General features: G+C 44.5%; 14 protein-coding genes. 3 read left to right on the top strand and 11 right to left on the bottom strand.

Going from position 1 to position 17,288, the window contains the following annotated elements; translation table 11 throughout:
* Positions 1 to 90: 90 nt before the first annotated feature.
* From BSCG_RS18075 to BSCG_RS18085, 3 genes are all read left to right on the top strand, one after another.
* Positions 91 to 1,602 (top strand): bifunctional ADP-dependent NAD(P)H-hydrate dehydratase/NAD(P)H-hydrate epimerase, encoded by a 1,512-nt coding sequence (locus BSCG_RS18075; protein ID WP_008021001.1) that lies wholly within the window; start codon positions 91 to 93, stop codon positions 1,600 to 1,602.
* Between the two features lie 72 nt (positions 1,603 to 1,674).
* Entirely contained in the window at positions 1,675 to 2,742 is a 1,068-nt protein-coding gene (locus tag BSCG_RS18080) for a DUF4831 family protein (RefSeq protein WP_008775529.1), read from the top strand.
* 36 nt (positions 2,743 to 2,778) lie between these two features.
* Positions 2,779 to 3,063: a hypothetical protein gene (locus tag BSCG_RS18085; protein WP_004301893.1), complete on the top strand. Its 285-nt coding sequence runs from the start codon at positions 2,779 to 2,781 to the stop codon at positions 3,061 to 3,063.
* Between the two features lie 182 nt (positions 3,064 to 3,245).
* Here the strand turns inward: BSCG_RS18085 and BSCG_RS18090 are convergent, their stop codons facing one another.
* The 11 genes from BSCG_RS18090 to BSCG_RS18140 all read right to left on the bottom strand — a co-directional run bounded on the left by BSCG_RS18090 (position 3,246) and on the right by BSCG_RS18140 (position 17,280).
* On the bottom strand, positions 3,246 to 3,596 hold the full coding sequence (locus tag BSCG_RS18090) for a PqqD family protein (RefSeq protein WP_004301892.1): 351 nt from the start codon (positions 3,594 to 3,596) through the stop codon (positions 3,246 to 3,248).
* A gap of 97 nt (positions 3,597 to 3,693) precedes the next feature.
* The gene (locus tag BSCG_RS18095) at positions 3,694 to 5,082 is read right to left on the bottom strand and encodes an MFS transporter (protein ID WP_008775528.1); all 1,389 of its coding nucleotides are present in this window, start codon (positions 5,080 to 5,082) and stop codon (positions 3,694 to 3,696) included.
* 249 nt (positions 5,083 to 5,331) lie between these two features.
* Positions 5,332 to 5,727 carry a preprotein translocase subunit SecG gene (gene secG, locus BSCG_RS18100; RefSeq protein WP_004301890.1) on the bottom strand — a complete coding sequence of 132 codons (396 nt, stop codon included), beginning with the start codon at positions 5,725 to 5,727 and terminating at the stop codon, positions 5,332 to 5,334.
* Positions 5,728 to 5,733: 6 nt separating this feature from the next.
* Positions 5,734 to 6,507, bottom strand: coding sequence for a hypothetical protein (locus tag BSCG_RS18105; protein ID WP_008775527.1), 774 nt, complete (start codon positions 6,505 to 6,507; stop codon positions 5,734 to 5,736).
* Between the two features lie 5 nt (positions 6,508 to 6,512).
* Positions 6,513 to 7,040: an LptE family protein gene (lptE, locus tag BSCG_RS18110; RefSeq protein ID WP_004315825.1), complete on the bottom strand. Its 528-nt coding sequence runs from the start codon at positions 7,038 to 7,040 to the stop codon at positions 6,513 to 6,515.
* Entirely contained in the window at positions 7,027 to 8,268 is a 1,242-nt protein-coding gene (locus BSCG_RS18115; RefSeq protein WP_008775526.1) for a sigma-54 interaction domain-containing protein, read from the bottom strand. The genes lptE and BSCG_RS18115 overlap by 14 nt, the downstream gene beginning before the upstream one ends.
* Positions 8,269 to 8,277: 9 nt before the next feature.
* The gene (gene pdxA, locus BSCG_RS18120) at positions 8,278 to 9,372 is read right to left on the bottom strand and encodes a 4-hydroxythreonine-4-phosphate dehydrogenase PdxA (protein WP_008645324.1); all 1,095 of its coding nucleotides are present in this window, start codon (positions 9,370 to 9,372) and stop codon (positions 8,278 to 8,280) included.
* Between the two features lie 4 nt (positions 9,373 to 9,376).
* The gene (locus BSCG_RS18125) at positions 9,377 to 10,417 is read right to left on the bottom strand and encodes a DUF4837 family protein (protein WP_004301885.1); all 1,041 of its coding nucleotides are present in this window, start codon (positions 10,415 to 10,417) and stop codon (positions 9,377 to 9,379) included.
* 18 nt (positions 10,418 to 10,435) lie between these two features.
* Positions 10,436 to 11,470 carry a 23S rRNA (adenine(2503)-C(2))-methyltransferase RlmN gene (gene rlmN / locus BSCG_RS18130; RefSeq protein WP_008775525.1) on the bottom strand — a complete coding sequence of 345 codons (1,035 nt, stop codon included), beginning with the start codon at positions 11,468 to 11,470 and terminating at the stop codon, positions 10,436 to 10,438.
* Positions 11,471 to 11,573: 103 nt separating this feature from the next.
* On the bottom strand, positions 11,574 to 14,927 hold the full coding sequence (locus BSCG_RS18135; RefSeq protein ID WP_008775524.1) for a DUF4062 domain-containing protein: 3,354 nt from the start codon (positions 14,925 to 14,927) through the stop codon (positions 11,574 to 11,576).
* A 211-nt stretch (positions 14,928 to 15,138) separates the two neighbouring features.
* On the bottom strand, positions 15,139 to 17,280 hold the full coding sequence (locus BSCG_RS18140; RefSeq protein WP_004309807.1) for a peptidylprolyl isomerase: 2,142 nt from the start codon (positions 17,278 to 17,280) through the stop codon (positions 15,139 to 15,141).
* Positions 17,281 to 17,288 lie beyond the last annotated feature (8 nt).

Below are 17,288 nucleotides of genomic sequence, written 5' to 3'. Positions count from 1 at the left end.
AGTTGCAATTATGGTTTTCTTCCCACAACAAACGGGAAAAGTCAGAAGAATCATGTACATTTGTAATCCGAAAACTAAAAGAACATCGCAATGAAAATATTTCCAAGCAGCAGTATCAAGAAATTGGACGCTTATACCATTGAGAACGAACCTATTGCATCAATCGATCTGATGGAACGTGCAGCAACCGTATTAACAAAAGCCATCACAGACAGATGGAATACGGAAACGCCGGTCACTATCTTTGCCGGACCGGGGAATAATGGCGGAGACGCTCTCGCCGTAGCCCGCATGATGGCTGAAAAAGGATATAAAATCGAGGTATTTCTCTTCAACACGAAAGGAGAACTTTCACCCGACTGCCAGACCAATAAAGAACTGGTAGAAATGATGGAAGAAGTAAAATTCCACGAGATCAGTACCCAATTCGTACCTCCCGCCCTGACGCCCGACCATCTGGTAATCGACGGATTATTCGGTTCAGGCCTGAACAAACCGTTGAGCGGCGGATTCGCTGCCGTAGTGAAATACATCAATTCCTCCCCTGCCATGGTAGTAGCCATCGACATTCCTTCCGGACTGATGGGAGAAGAAAACACATTCAACGTAAAAGCTAATATTATCCGTGCCGACGTAACTTTCAGTCTTCAACTGCCGAAGCTCGCCTTTCTTTTCGCAGAGAACACGGAATTTGTCGGAGAATGGGAAGTGCTGGATATCCAATTGAGCGAAGACGGTATTGAAGAAATGGAGACTAACTACGAAATGTTGGAAATAGAGCAAATCCGTTCACTCATCAAGCCACGCAAACAGTTTGCCCACAAGGGAAACTTCGGCCATGCACTATTGATTGCCGGTTCAAAAGGAATGGCAGGAGCCTCTGTTCTCGCTGCCCGCGCCTGCCTCCGTTCGGGAGTAGGATTACTGACTGTTCATGCACCAATGTGCAACAACGACATCTTGCAAACCTCCATACCCGAAGCAATCGTAGAAACCGACATCAACGAAACCTGTTTTGCCGTACCTACCGACACGGACGACTATCAAGCAGTCGGCATCGGTCCGGGACTGGGACGAAACGAGGAAACGGAAGCTGCCTTGTTGGAACAACTGGAACACTGCCAGACTCCTGTTGTGGTGGATGCCGACGCACTTAATATCCTTGCCAACCACCGCCATGCCCTTACCCACCTGCCGAAGGGTTCCATCCTCACCCCGCATCCGAAAGAACTGGAACGTCTGACCGGCAAATGCCAGGACTCTTACGAACGTCTGATGAAGGCTTGCGAACTGGCCCGTGCCGCCCATGTTCACATTATTTTAAAAGGAGCCTACTCCGCCATTATCACCCCCGAAGGTAAATGTTTCTTCAACCCAACCGGAAATCCGGGAATGGCAACCGGAGGTAGCGGTGACGTACTGACCGGAGTAATCCTGGCACTGCTTGCCCAAGGTTACCCCACCGAGGAAGCCGCTAAAATCGGCACTTACATTCACGGACTGGCGGGCGATGTCGCTCAAAAGAAGCAAGGAATGATCGGAATGATCGCAAGCGATATTATCACCTGTCTGCCGACAGCATGGCGACTTGTAAGCGAATAAAAGTTAAGAACTTACCCTTTTTTCAATAACTTCATTAACTTTGTTTTCAAAACCAGTTAAAAAGAACCGAATATGAAAAAGTTGATTATAGCAGCAGGACTACTTATGACAACGTCCGCCTATGCACAAACCGAAGTACTGACGGGGGTTACCCGAGGAAAAGACTATGGAGTGGTTTACAGTCTTCCCAAAACCCAAATAGAACTTGAAATAAAAGCCAACAAAGTCAACTATACTCCCGGAGAATTCAGCAAATATGCTGATCGTTACCTGCGACTGACCAACGTCTCCGCCGACCCTGAAGAGTATTGGGAACTAGCTAGCGTAAAAGTGAAATCCGTAGGTGTGCCCAACAGCGAAACTACGTATTTCGTAAAATTGAAGGATAAGACAGTAGCACCGCTCATGGAACTGACAGAGGATGGCATTGTGAAAACGATCAATGTTCCTTACAGCAATAGCAGTGCAGGCAAAAAAGCTGCTCCCGCCCCCGCAGTCCTCCAAAAGAAAGCGAATCCTCGCGAATTCCTGACCGAAGAGATTCTGATGGCTAGTTCTACCGCCAAGATGGCCGAGCTGGTGGCTAAAGAAATCTATAATATCCGCGAAAGCAAAAATGCCTTATTGCGCGGACAAGCTGATAATATGCCTTCAGATGGGGCACAGCTTAAAATTATGCTTGACAATCTGAATGCACAGGAAGAAGCCATGACACAAATGTTCTCCGGCACCTGCAACAAAGAAGAGAAAACATTCACTGTCCGCCTTACCCCTGACAAGGAATTCAACAATGAAGTTGCTTTCCGCTTCTCGAAGAAGTTAGGTGTAGTTGCCAACAATGATTTGGCAGGAACTCCGTTTTATATCAGTCTGAAAGACCTGAAATCGGTCAAGATACCACAGGAAGATGGTAAGAAGAAGAAAGATTTGGATGGAATCGCCTACAACGTACCCGGACAAGCTATGGTTACATTGACCGACGGCAAAAAGAAACTTTACGAAGGTGAACTTCCTATTACTCAATTTGGTGTGATAGAATATCTGGCTCCGGTTTTGTTCAACAAGAATTCTACCATCAAAGTTTATTTTGATCCGAATACGGGAGGATTGCTCAAAGTGGACAGAGAAGAAGGGAAATAGAAAAACGAGAAAGTGAACTTCTAAAAAACAAAGAATATGGTTGGTGAAGGACATGCATTCGACATGATACGCCGAATAAAAGAGGGACGGGAAGCTTCCCGCCTACGTCGTGAACGTGCTAACGACAAGTTGAAGCATTTAAACCGTGCAAACGAACCTTATCCACTACCCAATACCACTCCCGAAGAAATGGAACGTATCATCCACGACTCGGAGAAAAAGAAAGAGAAAGACAGCAATTATTTTGTTTGGGGAACGCTTATTATCATGGGAGTCCTGATAGCAATTGCCGTCATACTTTGGGCTGTATTTATCAAATAAATAATAATAAATTCACCACAGAGGACACGGAGGACACAGAGGTTTAATCTTTTTTATTCACTATAGAGTAACACAGAGTCTCACGTATTGAGAATCGTATTTATCGCTCTGTTTTACTTGCGGAAAGAGAGAGAAGAACTCTGTGTCCTCCGTGTCCTCTGTGGTGAAATATAAATTCCTATTTATGCGACTGGTATCACCAGTTTTATAAATCCATCTTTCTGCATTTGAGAAAGATAAGCCGATACACGCGACTCGTAGCCCTCTTCATTTTGAAAATGGTCTGCGAGTTTTTCTATAATCTCACGAACATTGCGTTTTCCATCTATCAGTTCCCATACAGCCGTACCGTGTTCTTCCAATTTCACATGAAGTTCTTTCGACATTCCTTTCGGCACAAGGAAGCGTTGCATCCACGGATATTTAAAACGGGGAAAGGAGAGCACAATTGTCTCCCCTTCCCTTTCTGCTGTAATATGTTCACTGCGACAGGGAATGACCTCTAACAGGTTGATTTTCTCTTTGGCAGCCATACTTCTTATTTTTTATTTCAGAGTATTCATACTGATACTCTTCTGTTTACACCTTGATACAAAATTCCTTTGTTACTTTAGGTATTGAATTTCCTAGTTACTTTTGGATATTCGCCTCTTCCAAACCGTATCCCTTCTTCTTGTTCTCTGCCTTCAACATCAAAGCCACAATCAGAGCAAGCACACCAAAGAGAGCAAAAATAGCCATCGGCAACGTGTAATCATAAGTCTGTGCACCGTCTACTACCGGACCTTTGCAATAAGTATTCAACACCCATCCGATCAACAAAGGAACACCCATCAATCCCCAGTTCTGTACCCAGAAAATCAATGCATATGCGGTACCCAACTGTTTTTCCGGAATAATCTTCGGAACAGACGGCCACATAGCTGAAGGCACCAACGAGAAGGCAAATCCCAATATAATCATGATGATAGTAGCAAACCACCATATATTCAGTATAGGCAGAGCAAACATCGTATGCACAAAAATAAGCATCACTGATCCGATTATCATCAATGTGGCTCCCTTACCAATACGGTCATAAAGCGAGCCGAACAACGGAGTCAGGATAATCGCACCAATCGGCAACAATCCGGGAATCGTTCCCGCCAACTTCGGATCTACGTTATACTTCTGCACCATCAAGTCGGCAGCATACTTGATAAAGGGGAATACAGCCGAGTAGAACAATACACATAGTAATGCAATCAGCCAGAATCCTTTATTGGTAATGATATACACAATATCTTTCATACGGAACGGCTCTTCCGGCTCCAATCCTTCTGCATCCAAAGAAGCATCCAACTTCTTATCATAGAAAGTATAAAGGAAGAAAGCAATCGTACCCACGCACAACATAATCAGACAAAACAAAATCGGAGCAGTAATATTGGTATGAAATGTGCCACTCTCATCCGTAGATCCGAAAAAGTCGGCCAAAGGAACCGTGAGCACCATTGCCAGAGTTGTTCCGATACGTGCCGTAGCCATTTCAAGTCCCATAGCCAATGCCATTTCCTTACCCTTGAACCATTTCACGATAATTTTGGAAACTGTGATACCGGCAATTTCCACACCTACACCGAAGATAGCATACCCCAATGCAGCCAGGGTTACCTGTGTTTTGAATCCGAAGAGCATGGCACCTTCCGGAAAAGTAGTAGAAATCGCATAGTATTTCAATCCACAACCAAACACCATCAATAAGCAAGCTCCCATTCCGGTAAAACGAACTCCCATCTTATCCAAAATGATACCACCGAAAATCAGCATCAATAGGAATACATTAAACCACCCGTAAGCACTTGTGAAGAAACCATAATCAAGACTGTCCCATAGTAGTTCTTTCTCAAGCATGGGTTTTAGAGGAGACATTACGTCGGTGAGGAAATAGCCGCATAGCATAGTAAATGCGACCAATGCTAGAACACTCCATCGGAGTACGGCGGAGTCATTCAATTTCTGTTTCAAATGTTCTGTCATTGTTATATTTAAAAATAGTAGTTAATAATCTTCATACGACCAACAAAGGTAGTTAAATCTCGTTTGTTTCTATCAAAAAGAGATTGTTTTTACAAGAAAAAGTTAAGTGCGGATTACACTGACCACGCGGAAGATTGAAAATCCGTGTAATCTGCGTAATCCGCACTTAAATATCAAAGAAATGCAGCATCCGTCTGCACCTTCCCATTAATGGTTTTACCCCAAAGTCTTACCTGACAACGGAGTGAATTACTCTGCTGCAGGAGCAGGAGTTTCAGTAGCCGGTGCCGGAGTTTCTGTAGCAGGTGCATTGGTAGCAGGAGCTTCAGTTTGCGGCGCAGCCGTACCTGCGGGTAAGTTATACGGGTTAGTCTGTTGTTCTTTCTGTGCCTGTTCCAACACTGCGTCTTTAGCAACAGCAGAGCGAGGAACTACATAAGCAGTAGCAATGCTCATTACCACCATGAAGATAGCTAAGCCCCATGTTGCTTTTTCCAGAAAATCTGTAGTCTTGCGCACGCCCATGATGGCGTTAGATGAAGAGAAACCAGAAGCAAGTCCGCCTCCTTTTGAGTTCTGAATCAGCACGATGAAACACATCAACAAGGCTGCAATAACCATTAAGATAACGAATAATAAGTACATTTTTAGTTATTTTGAATTAGCGTTAATAATCAATTTCTCCAAAAATCTGATTTGGTCTGCAAAGTAAGCATTTTTTTTTGGATATTTCAAGCTTAATTTTTTAATTATTTCAAGAGCTTTTGAATATCGTTGCTGTTTAACATAGATTTTTGCCAAAGTTTCCGTAAAACAGCTGTCATCTTCCTCTTCTTCCTTCATCGTTTCTTCTTCGGTAAGTTCGTCCGAAGAGGTTGGCGAAGATGGCATTTCTTCTCTTAAAGGTTTCTTGCAGAGGGGAGAGTCGCTCTCGCTCTTTTCTATAAAGTCGTCAATCAGTTCGTAGCCTTTGAGTTTGGGCGTTTCTTCGGCCGGCTGTTCCGTGGCCGGAGTCTCCTCCAAAAGATAAGAGGTGTAATCCATCGAATAGTCGAAGCTGGTGCGGGCAGTCACCTCTTCGGGTACTGTGGACAAGAAAGCGTCGATCAATGCTAATGTGCGGTCTACGGACGGTTCGTCTTTCAGCACCTCCGTGAGAGGTACTCCCTTTTTCCGTGCCTGCACATCATAGCGGTCACCTTCAATCAACCGGAACAACTGCCGTCTGTCTGCAATGTAAAGAACTGCTTTCCGCAGTTCTCCACCAAAACTAATATCATGGAGAATATACAGATTCTTCAGATACAGCAGACGAAGTGACTGAAAATACGGATACCTCGCAAGAAGATTGCGCAGTTCGTACAAAGTATCCCTATTCAGCGTCTCGGGATGCTGAATCCATTGTTGAAAGTTAACAGAAGTCATTTATATTACCAGTTTGCTACAGTTGCATTAAAAATTTGGTCGGTGATCTCTTTAGACATTTCAGCAATCAATCCGTCCTGTACGGCAGTCAGCAACTGGCTAGAGTCGTAGGTACGGAACGCAGAAAACTGTTGTTCAAAGTCTTCGGCATGATTGGTGTTGTTGACAAAACGTACATTAACGGTGATAGTCAACTTCGTCTCCGAAGAATAACCGTCGGCAGATACAGCCTGATTGTACTGATTGTAACCTGTGATTTCTCCGTCAATCTGCAAGTCGGCATTTTGACTCGGCTTGAGCAGTTGCAGACGGGTCTGCCGGATGAAGATATCTTTCAGGTCCTCATTAAACTTGGTTGCCAACGGAGCATACACATACTCCGACTTGATCGGGAAGTCGGCTATCGAAATGGTCTTTACCTTATCATAATTGATAGACGATCCGTTAAACTTATAGGAAACAGTGCACGCAATGACTACCAACGGCAAGCCGAACAGTAACAAAGGGCGTATTATTTTCTTAATCCAATTCATATTCTTTTATTTTTCTATAGAGTGTACGCTCGGAAATATTCAAGTCCTTGGCCGCACTCTTCCGCTTTCCATGATGCCTCTCAAGTGCTTTGCGTATCATTTCTTTCTCCACTTCGTCCAGTGACAAAGGAGATTCTTCTACATATTCTTCCGTGTCTTGTATGTCATCATCATCCTTGCAAACCGTGGGCTGCATGGTGTGAATGATAGCAGGTACCGAAGGCTGGTGTGTCGTCACTACCGGAGTAGTAACCACCGTTCCCACTTGTCCTACCTGCCCCACCTGTCCGGCACGTTCCGCCATCAGGTTGTGCACCATCTTCTTCAGCTCCGCCACTTCCTGGCGCATATCGAACAGAACAGAATAAAGAATCTCCCGTTCGCTCTCAAAGCCTTTACTCTCACGCGTTCCCATCAGCGCGGGAAGACGTTGCGTATTTTGTGCAGGAAGATAATTCTGCAAGATAGCAGCAGAGATCTCCCTGTTGGTTTCAATGATAGATATTTGCTCGGTGATGTTCTTCAACTGACGAACGTTGCCGGGCCACGGGTAAGCCAATAACTCTTTCTTCGCATCCTCCGTCAACTGGATAGCAGGCATCCGGTATTTCTCTGCAAAGTCTGCGGAAAACTTACGGAACAACAAAAGTACATCGTCACCACGTTCACGCAAAGGCGGTATTTGGATAGGCACCGTATTCAACCGGTAATATAAATCTTCACGGAAACGTCCTTCTGCAATCGCTTGTGTCAGATTGACATTGGTAGCTGCCACAATACGAACATCCGTCTTTTGCACTTTGGACGAACCTACTTTTATAAACTCGCCACTCTCCAACACACGGAGCAAACGCGCCTGGGTAGGCATCGGCAACTCCCCTACTTCATCAAGGAAAATAGTACCACCGTCGGCTTCGCCAAAGTACCCTTTCCGTTCGCCAATCGCACCGGTAAACGCACCCTTCTCATGCCCGAACAGTTCGGAATCAATCGTGCCCTCCGGAATAGCACCACAGTTGACAGCAATATACTGTCCATGCTTCCTCCGGCTATATTGATGAATAATCTGCGGAAAACTTTCTTTTCCGACTCCACTTTCTCCGGTAATCAGCACAGACAAATCGGTAGGAGCTACCTGAATGGCAACATCTATGGCGCGCGACAATGCTTCGGTATTTCCAATAATACCGAAACGCTGTTTCACTTGTTGTATCTCTGCTCTCGTCATCACTCGTTTTTAATCTTCGTCTACTGTATCCAGCTTCAGTTTATCACTATCGTCACGTTTCTCGTAATACTGTTTACGCAACGGATTGGCACGAGCCACTTTTTCCCGCTGACGATTACGGAACACATCGATGGCAACATAGATTGCCTGACGGAAAGAATCTTCACAAGCCACTCCCTTGCCTGCAATATCGTATGCCGTTCCATGAGCCGGAGAAGTACGTACTACCGGCAGGCCTGCCGTATAGTTCACCCCGTCTTCCATAGCCAAGGCCTTGAACGGAGCCAGCCCCTGATCGTGATACATCGCCAGGATACCGTCAAAATGAGTATAATTGCCCGAACCCATAAAGCCGTCGGCCGCATAAGGACCGTAGCAAAGGATTCCTTTCTCTTCCATTTCTTTCATGGCAGGGATAATCACTTCCTGCTCTTCCATTCCCAACAAACCACCGTCTCCGGCATGAGGATTGAGAGAGAGCACCGCAATACGCGGAGCGCCGATACCGAAATCCTGTTTCAGACAACGATGGAATATCATCAGTTTCTCCTGAATCAGTTCTTTGGTAATCGTAGTCGCGATCTCTCTGACAGGGATATGTGTCGTCACCAAAGCCACCCGGAAGTCATTCTTCATCAAAATCATCAATGACTTATCACCATTACCCAGACGTTCTTCGATATATTCCGTATGTCCGGGGAAGGAGAACTCTTCCGACTGAATCGTATGTTTGTTGATCGGAGCTGTTACGATAACGTCTATCAACCCTTCGCGATATTCTTCGATGGCACGTTCCAAAGCCCCCAGCGCAGCTTTACCGGCTTCGGGATCGGGTTTGGAAAATTCCACTTTCACCTCATCATCCGTACAGTTCACCACGCTCAAACGGTTGTACCCCGCTTCGGTAGCAGAGTTGACAATACTGAAATTGGTCTGTATATCCAGTGCTTTGCGATGATAAGCCGCTACTTTCGGTGAGCCATAAATGATCGGAGTACATAGTTCCAACATCGTAGGGTCGGAAAATGTCTTAAGAATCACCTCATAGCCCACCCCGTTAATATCTCCTTGGGTGATACCTATCCTTATCTTGTTATCTTCCATGTTTTTATTTATTAGTTTGTTCCGCTTCCTTAGATGCTTCTCCCAATGGAATCTGATTCTGCTGAACTTCATTCGGAAGTTTCAGTGTATACAGAGATGCTTCCATCTGGCGTACCAGGTTGCGTTTCATTTTATCAGGTGAATAAACAAATATTTCTGCTGTTATAATTCGTTGGTTTTTCTCGTCCAGACGAGTATGAGATACATACGGGCCACCCATAAAGTCGCCCTTCATACGCCACAGGCCACGTGCTTCCATTGTGTAGCTGTTCTGTACATTGATCGGACGGACATCGGTCAGCAAACTATCGGTTGACATATAAACGCCTTCCTTGAATCCGGGGATATTGGCTTTCATCACGGAGTCACGTTTGTGCACAAAATATTCTTTGGTAAACGTATCCTTGTCAGTGTACGGATAAGAGTACATCACAAAGTTACGGTCGGCACTACCTGTGTTGGTAGAAGCCCAAAAGAAATCATCCCCGGTCTTTGAATTAGCCAGTTCGGCATCCACCCAGATGTCGCATCCGAACAAACTGTCCACTTTCTGCGAAATGAAGTTACTATGCTTCCCTTCCAGGAACGTAATCTGACGGTTCATTTCCGCACGGGTAAAGAAGTCGACAATCGTCTTTTTGTTCTCTTCCACAAACTTCTCGAATTCTTCTTCGTTCGGAGCCTGGATAGTCAATATCATCTGCGGATTGGCATACACGTCCTTCGCATATTTGAACGAGGCTTTCGTATATATATCCTGTATATCTACAATAATAATGTTACGTATCAACTTCAGCGTAGAATCATAATCTTTCGGTGAAGTATACATAATCCGGAAAGAAGGTTCCGACTGCGGCAAACCGGGCATATCAGCATCGAGCGCATCATGTAAAGCCCTTCCGGCAGCACGATCCCAAACACCGTGATCTACTACAACCAAAAGCTCGTAAGCACGACCACTAGAGGTGTGATTTCCTTTCAGACCACAAGATGCAACGACAAAGGCTACCAAAGCGATGCATAAAATAAAAGAGTACTTTTTCATGATGTTCGGTTTTATATATTAACTTTCATTATTTTTCTCCTGTTTCGCTGTCGACAGCATACCGCAAGCGGCAAAAATATCTTCGCCCCTGGATGAACGGATAGTGGTGAAAAGTCCGTGTGACGTCAGATAATCACGAAAACGGGTCATCGTATCCATGTCCGCCCCCTCGAGATCTACCCCCGGTATGGCATGAAAACGAATCAGATTCACCCTGCAATCCAGCCCGCGAAGAAGTTTCAGCAACTCTTTGGCATAGACCTGCGAATCATTGAGCCCTTTAAAAACAATATATTCAAACGAAAGTCGACGTTGTTTACTAAAATCATAGTTTTTTAACAGTTCCACCATTTCGGTGATTGAAAACGCCTTTTCCGCCGGCATTAATTCAGCACGCTGAACGGTCAGCGGAGAGTGAAGGCTGATAGCAAGGTGGCAGTCATTTTCTTCAATAAAACGCTGCAATCCTTTCCGTAGCCCGACTGTAGAAAGCGTGATACGCTTCGGACTCCATGCGTAACCGTAGGTAGCGGTCAGTAGTTCCAATGCCTTCAATACCTCATCCAGGTTATCGAGCGGCTCGCCCATTCCCATCATTACGACATTAGTCAGTTTGTCCCGTTCCGGCAGCGAATGAATCTGGTTTATGATCTGGCTGGCGGTCAGGTTAGCCGTATACCCCTGTTTGCCGGTCATACAGAACTTACAGTTCATCTTGCAACCTACTTGTGACGACACGCACAACGTTGCCCGGTCATCATCCGGTATATAAACCGACTCTACAAAATGGTTCTCACCCACTTTATAAAGATACTTCACCGTACCATCTACAGAGCGCATTTCATCTACCGGAGCTTCCGCTCCCACCTCATAGTTCTGCTTGAGCAACTCCCGGTGTTTCAATGACAAATTAGTCATATCATCAATCGAGGCTACCTTCTTTTCGTAAAGCCAGGATGCAATCTGCTTGGCAGCAAAGCCGGGCATATCCAGTCTTTTTGTCAATGATTGAAGCTCTACAAGAGTCATTCCTAAAAGGGGATATTTAGACATTCTTCTTTCTGTTGATAGTTTATATCTGCAAATGTAAGGAAATAAAGTCGATTTCCGTATAGCAGGAATGTAAAAGTTAACAAAAAAGGGAAGTATGCCTCCGTTATGATTCAACCACGCTGATATATTGAAGTAGCTTTTGCGCCATTTCAGAATCCTCGCCATTCTTTTTCACTTCATGACCGTACGCCTCACGGAAACAAGCCAGCGCCTCTTCCCGTTCATTACAAAAGCTGTGCAAAACCCCTAAGTTCTGACAAGCCAGAATCGTATCTTCTTCCTCCCATCTCAAATACTTCTTTCGCAGTTCGAACTCTCTGAAGAAAGCCTCTTTCGCCATTGGATAATTCTCCAACTTCACATAAGCCTGTGCTTTGTAATAATATACCAGACAGGAAGCATTAGGGTCAGCATCATCGTGAATATCCAAAGACGTTGCAATACGAATCACGTTATCATAGTCTTTATTCATGTAATACTGCTGCATAATATCACATCTCAATGCCTCGTAGCGGACAGTCAGTTCCGCCAGACGCGGTTTTTCGCTGAAACACATTTCATGCAGAAGAGACTCACGGAAGAATAAAGTAGACGCCTGCTCATCGCCACGTTCATTCATCATCCGTTTGAATTCCCTGCATAGATAATACAACTGTTTATGACAAGCGACGATCTGTTTTTTATTATCTATCTGTATAGCAATGTCCAACGCCTGATTCATCAGCATCCATGCTTCATCGTATCGTTTGATATAATAAAGACATTTACCCTGCATACGCAAACATTTAGCCACTCCACCGGACAGTCTGCCATTCAACGACTCGTGCATTTCAGCTACTTTCCGGAATTTCTCGGCAGCACTCTCTTCCTCATCCTTATAGTAATCACAATAAGCCAGATATTCGGAAAGTTCAATGACTTCTGCCTGACTCTTCTCGTCAGCAGAAGCCGCATGATAATCAAGCGCCCTATTCAAATAGATCGCCGCTTCATTGTATTGCTCATTGTAGTAATATGCCAAAGCTAGATTTCGACAGGTGTTGGCAATCTCCAGTTCCGGAGTCGGTACTATGTTTTCCTGCATCACCAATGCTTTCAGGAAACAGTCGCATGCCGTTTCGTATTCTTCATTACGGGCATACCGACATCCCTCATTCATCTTCAATACCGACTTGGCAATGAGTGGCATGGCAGCACCTTCCATACTCTTCTCACTCACAGCAGCTGCCGCCTTCGTCAGATGGAAAGAACTGCTCAAGAAAGTAGCCATATCATTAGCAATGACAGGAATTAAAAAAGAATCGATCTCATCAAAGTCCAATTCGGCATAGACTTCAGGCGTAACTTCAGGATTGTCGTTCATGATCGCCTTCCAGCTATCTTCCAACAGAAAACGATTCGTGCGATACAGAATCTCGAAAATCTCCACATCACAAATCCAATCCTTCAATATATCCCATTCTTGCATCTTATAGCATTGATAGGTAATCTCCACTTTATAGCGATACGAATCATGGTAGCAGAACTGTTTCATGCGATAGTTATAATCGGCAAAAGTCAACGGATGGGAAAGGATTTCTTCCTCATCCAGCAGAGCGGAAATAATTTCATGGCGACTATCATCTATACATTCGTCATCTTGAGCGAAATAGCGTTCGATCGCCTCTACCATTTGTGTATCACCAATGCAATATCGTCCTCCTTTGTTGGTGAGCCAGCTGCTCATTTCCACTCTCAACTGCGACCAAAGTATCTGATTAATGTCTGCCATGCTCTTCACTTCATCTTCGGTAAATCCTTCTAAAGTAAGTGAAAGCATCAGAAGCGTTCTTCCAATCTCTTCGGAACCATAATCAGCCGACAAACGCCGTAGCACACTGTCATAGAATTGCCCAACCTCATTGAGCCGGCAATATCCACGCATATATTCATTGAGAGCATCGTACTGACCGAACGAAACCAGCTCGTTGAGCAATACACTTAAACAGCGCGGTTGTTCAGCCAGCACCCACGAAGCAAGAATATCTTCCTGCTGTGCAGACAAAGCCTTGGAGTAAGTAGACAAATATTGCTTTGAGAACGACTTGGCATCCGCCTGTGAAAAGCCATTCAACTGGAAATGAGCGTAGCCATTCTGAACAAAGGGCAGGTAAGCAGTGGATGACGCCGAAAAGCTCAACACGACTTTCACATTCGGGGGAATAGATGCAAATAAAGAAAACAGGGATGCTTCAGTCGGATTCAGATAACTGATGTCATCAATCAGCAAAATGATAGGATATCTTGATGCACCCAACGCACTCCACAACTGACTGAACTTTTGGATAGAATTCAAATCTTCTTCAATCTCCTTGAGGTTTCGAAGTGTGTTCCCTGAAAAAGTGTTCAAGCCAGCATCTCCCATCAAAACCGAGTTTTTCACGGCGTCCATGATGGATTTGGCAGTGCTTTGGGTCGAGTCCAGTTCTTTTGAAACTTCCGCCGCGAACAAATTTTCTTCACCCAAAGATTGATGCTTGAGTGCGTTCTGGCATTTGGAAGCTAACATTCTCGCCAACGTTTCCGGATAAGAAGACAATGTAGTACTATCCAAGCGATGATAGATGGGAATCATCGGCATATCATTGTTCACCAAATCGCTCCAATGAGCCAACAAAGCGCTCTTGCCAAGACCGCAACCGCCCGTTACCACCAGGCACCGTTGTTCATCCGCCGCCAAAAAATCAGCAAACGCCTGATCTGCTTCAGGTATTGGGTGATAGTTGAATAAGAGTTCATTGCGCGTCAGTTGTTCTTGCAATGCTTGATTATCTTCAACGGTCAGTACATCCGGAAACTCCCGTTCAAGCAATTCCGTAAAAGCAGCTTCCACAAGGTTACACAACTGATCGGGCGAATCATACTCTTGCACAGGATAACGTTCCTGCTGCAAAATACTCTCTTTCAGACGTTTCAGTTTAAGAGACTCCTCTTCAGAGCAAGACAGTTCATCATCTGCCGACTGTTTTATATAAAAATAGGCATGTAACGGATTGGGATTGCGCAGTACACCAAACTGCATTTCAATTTCCGTCACACTCAAATGATGATTCAAGTCATCTTCTATCCAACGATATTCCAGGCTGTCATTGAGAGTTTGAGATAAATCTTCATAACTGGGACACCATCCATAACGGTCGCCTACCATACCTATGAAGAAAGGCCGGGAGTTAACGATCTCTTTCAGGCATATTTCAACAACCTTGCCGCTTTTTGCATCTTCTTCTGTGATTCCCCAACGCAAATCAACCAATGAAATGGTGGCACCACGGCTGGCAGCCTTCACTTGCAAACCCTTAAAGAGTTTGACTAATGCAGAACGTTCCATCTCCATGTCTCTGAACGTTGACGAAAGGAATACACGGATAACACGTGAATTTTCAGCGGGAACTGAATACTGGGCTAGTTGTTTAGTCATAATATAGATTCGTATTAGTTAATGAAGTATTTTGCAAAGCCAATTGATAAAGATTGGCAAGATATGGAAATTTAATCAGATAACAAAGACCATAAACAAAAAAAACGAGCACAAAAAAGGCACGGATTACACGGGTTTCGCGGTTCCCTCAAAAGTTTAAACCGCGTAAATCCGTGTAATCCGTGCCTAATATCTATTACTTGCTACTTGTTTAGAAGAACAAGAAGCGTGTATCTTTTACGTTTGCTTTCAGATACAAATCATTCATCAGACGGCTGGCAAAACGTGCGTGCATGTTAGTCAGCGTAGCTTCTTCTGCTTTTGCGTCGAATGTTTCGTTCAGTTTGTCCTTGCCGTATACCTGCAATACAAATACTCCGGCATTACCTTTGATAGGAGCGCTCAACTGATTCACTTCAGCTGCAGAAGCATAAGCACCTACCAGCGGTTCGCTGCTGCGCAATGCTGATACGTATGCAGGAGCTGCAAAAGTAACCATCTTCAAAGAGTCGCTGACTGCATTAGTCATCTCTTTGTACTGGTTGAATGAAGTTGCATTGGCAGCTTTCATATCAGCCATAATCTTTTCAGCTTTCTTGTCTTTTACGATTTCAGCTCTCAACTGATCCTGTACTGCTTTCAACGGACGATATCCTTCCGGCTTAATGCCTACCAGACCTACTACCATCATGTGATCGCTTTCGCCACATTCGTACAAGCCGGAAACATCACCCGGTTTTGCTTTATCAAACGCCCATCTCAACGCTTCTTTTGTACCTCTTACACCACCGATATTGTGTTCAGAGCTACTCAAATCCATTCTGTCGAGCAATCTGTAACCGGCTTCTTCAGCGTTAGCTACCATCTTTTCTACACTCGGATTAGCTGCGATAAACTGGCTGAAATCATTATAAGCACGGTTGTAAGTTTCTTTGCTGAACTCTACTTCACGTTTGATAACAGCTACTTTATATTTGTCTTTTACAGATTTCTTGTTAGTCACCTGAAGAATTACGTTTGCTTGTCCCATCGGCAAGTTCACCAGTTCGTTCACACCTGCATTGTTGATAGCAGAGATGAATTTCAGGTTATCACCGTCTATCTGTGCACCTTCGTACTGTGCAGAAGTTAGCCAGTTTGCATCACCAGTCTGACCATATTTCTTTGCCAGATCAGCAAAGTTAGCACCACCCTTGATCGCGTTGTAGATACTGTCAGCCAAGGTCTTTGTCTTCAAAGCATCTTCTGCGTATACCTGAATCTGACGGAATTCGACAGAGTCGGCAGCAGCAGCTTTAGCTACAATTTTGAAAGAGTTGATTGTATTGTCGGCACCGTTATAGTAAGGACCATAAATAGTACCTACCGAAGCAGAGTCCAAACGGGCAACTACATCTGACGGGAAAGCTGTTTTGTTATAGAACAAGTCTACATAAGGAGCTTCCGAACCAGTCGAGCGGATGAAAGAAGTATAATCTTCCGTAGTAGTAGCCAACTGTTCAGTAGCTTCGTCCACTTCTTTCTGGATAGCAGCCCTGTCTTCAGCACTTGCAGTCACTTGTACATCAATGTACTTGATGTCACGAGTTTCCTGATATTGCTTAAATTGTTCTTTCTTCTTGTTATACAAGTCTTTCAGTTCCGATTCTTTCACTACGATTGTAGAGTCCACTACAGAAGAGTAAGGAATACCAGCCATCAACACGTTGTACTGGTTCACTCTTGCATCGAAAGCGTCCTGTGCTTCCACCGGATTGGAAAGAAGAGCTTTAGACACCAATGCCTGATACTTTTCTGCCAGACGGCTCTCGATCAGTGTTTTCTGAATGAAAGACCAGTATTTATACATGTTATTGTATTGTTCAGCATACTGTGCCGGCATTTGTGATTCGCTCATCTTGGCATATTCCACGAGGAACTTGTTCAACATATCCTTGTCAAAGTTTCCTGTTTGCGGATTCTGGAAAGGAGTTTGTCTCAACAAAGGATGAACGCCTGCTTTCAGGATGTCCTGGATTTCAGCAGCAGAAACAGTCAGTCCCAATGCTTTTGCTTCTTTTTCGATCAGTTTATTGTTTACGTAGGAACGCCATACTTCATCGCGCACCTGATTGGTTTGTTCGTCATTCAAGGCGGTCACCCCACGCATGAGTTTCACCACTTCGGTATATTCTTCTACCAAATTCTGATACTCTTGAGCGGAAAGAGCGTCTCCGTTCACCTCACCTACGTCATGTGCCTGATGCGGCTGCATCACCTTCCATGCGTCACCCGCAATGAAAGCAAACAGCGCCAAGCCGATAACAATCACCAATAGAGGTCCTTTCGACCTAATGTTTTGTAACGTTGCCATTTTGATTA

Origin of the sequence: Bacteroides sp. 2_2_4, from assembly GCF_000157055.1 — a bacterium.
In the GTDB taxonomy this organism is placed as follows: domain Bacteria; phylum Bacteroidota; class Bacteroidia; order Bacteroidales; family Bacteroidaceae; genus Bacteroides; species Bacteroides ovatus.
Note: the sequence above shows the minus strand (reverse complement) of the source record. Positions and strands in the feature narration are given on the sequence as shown.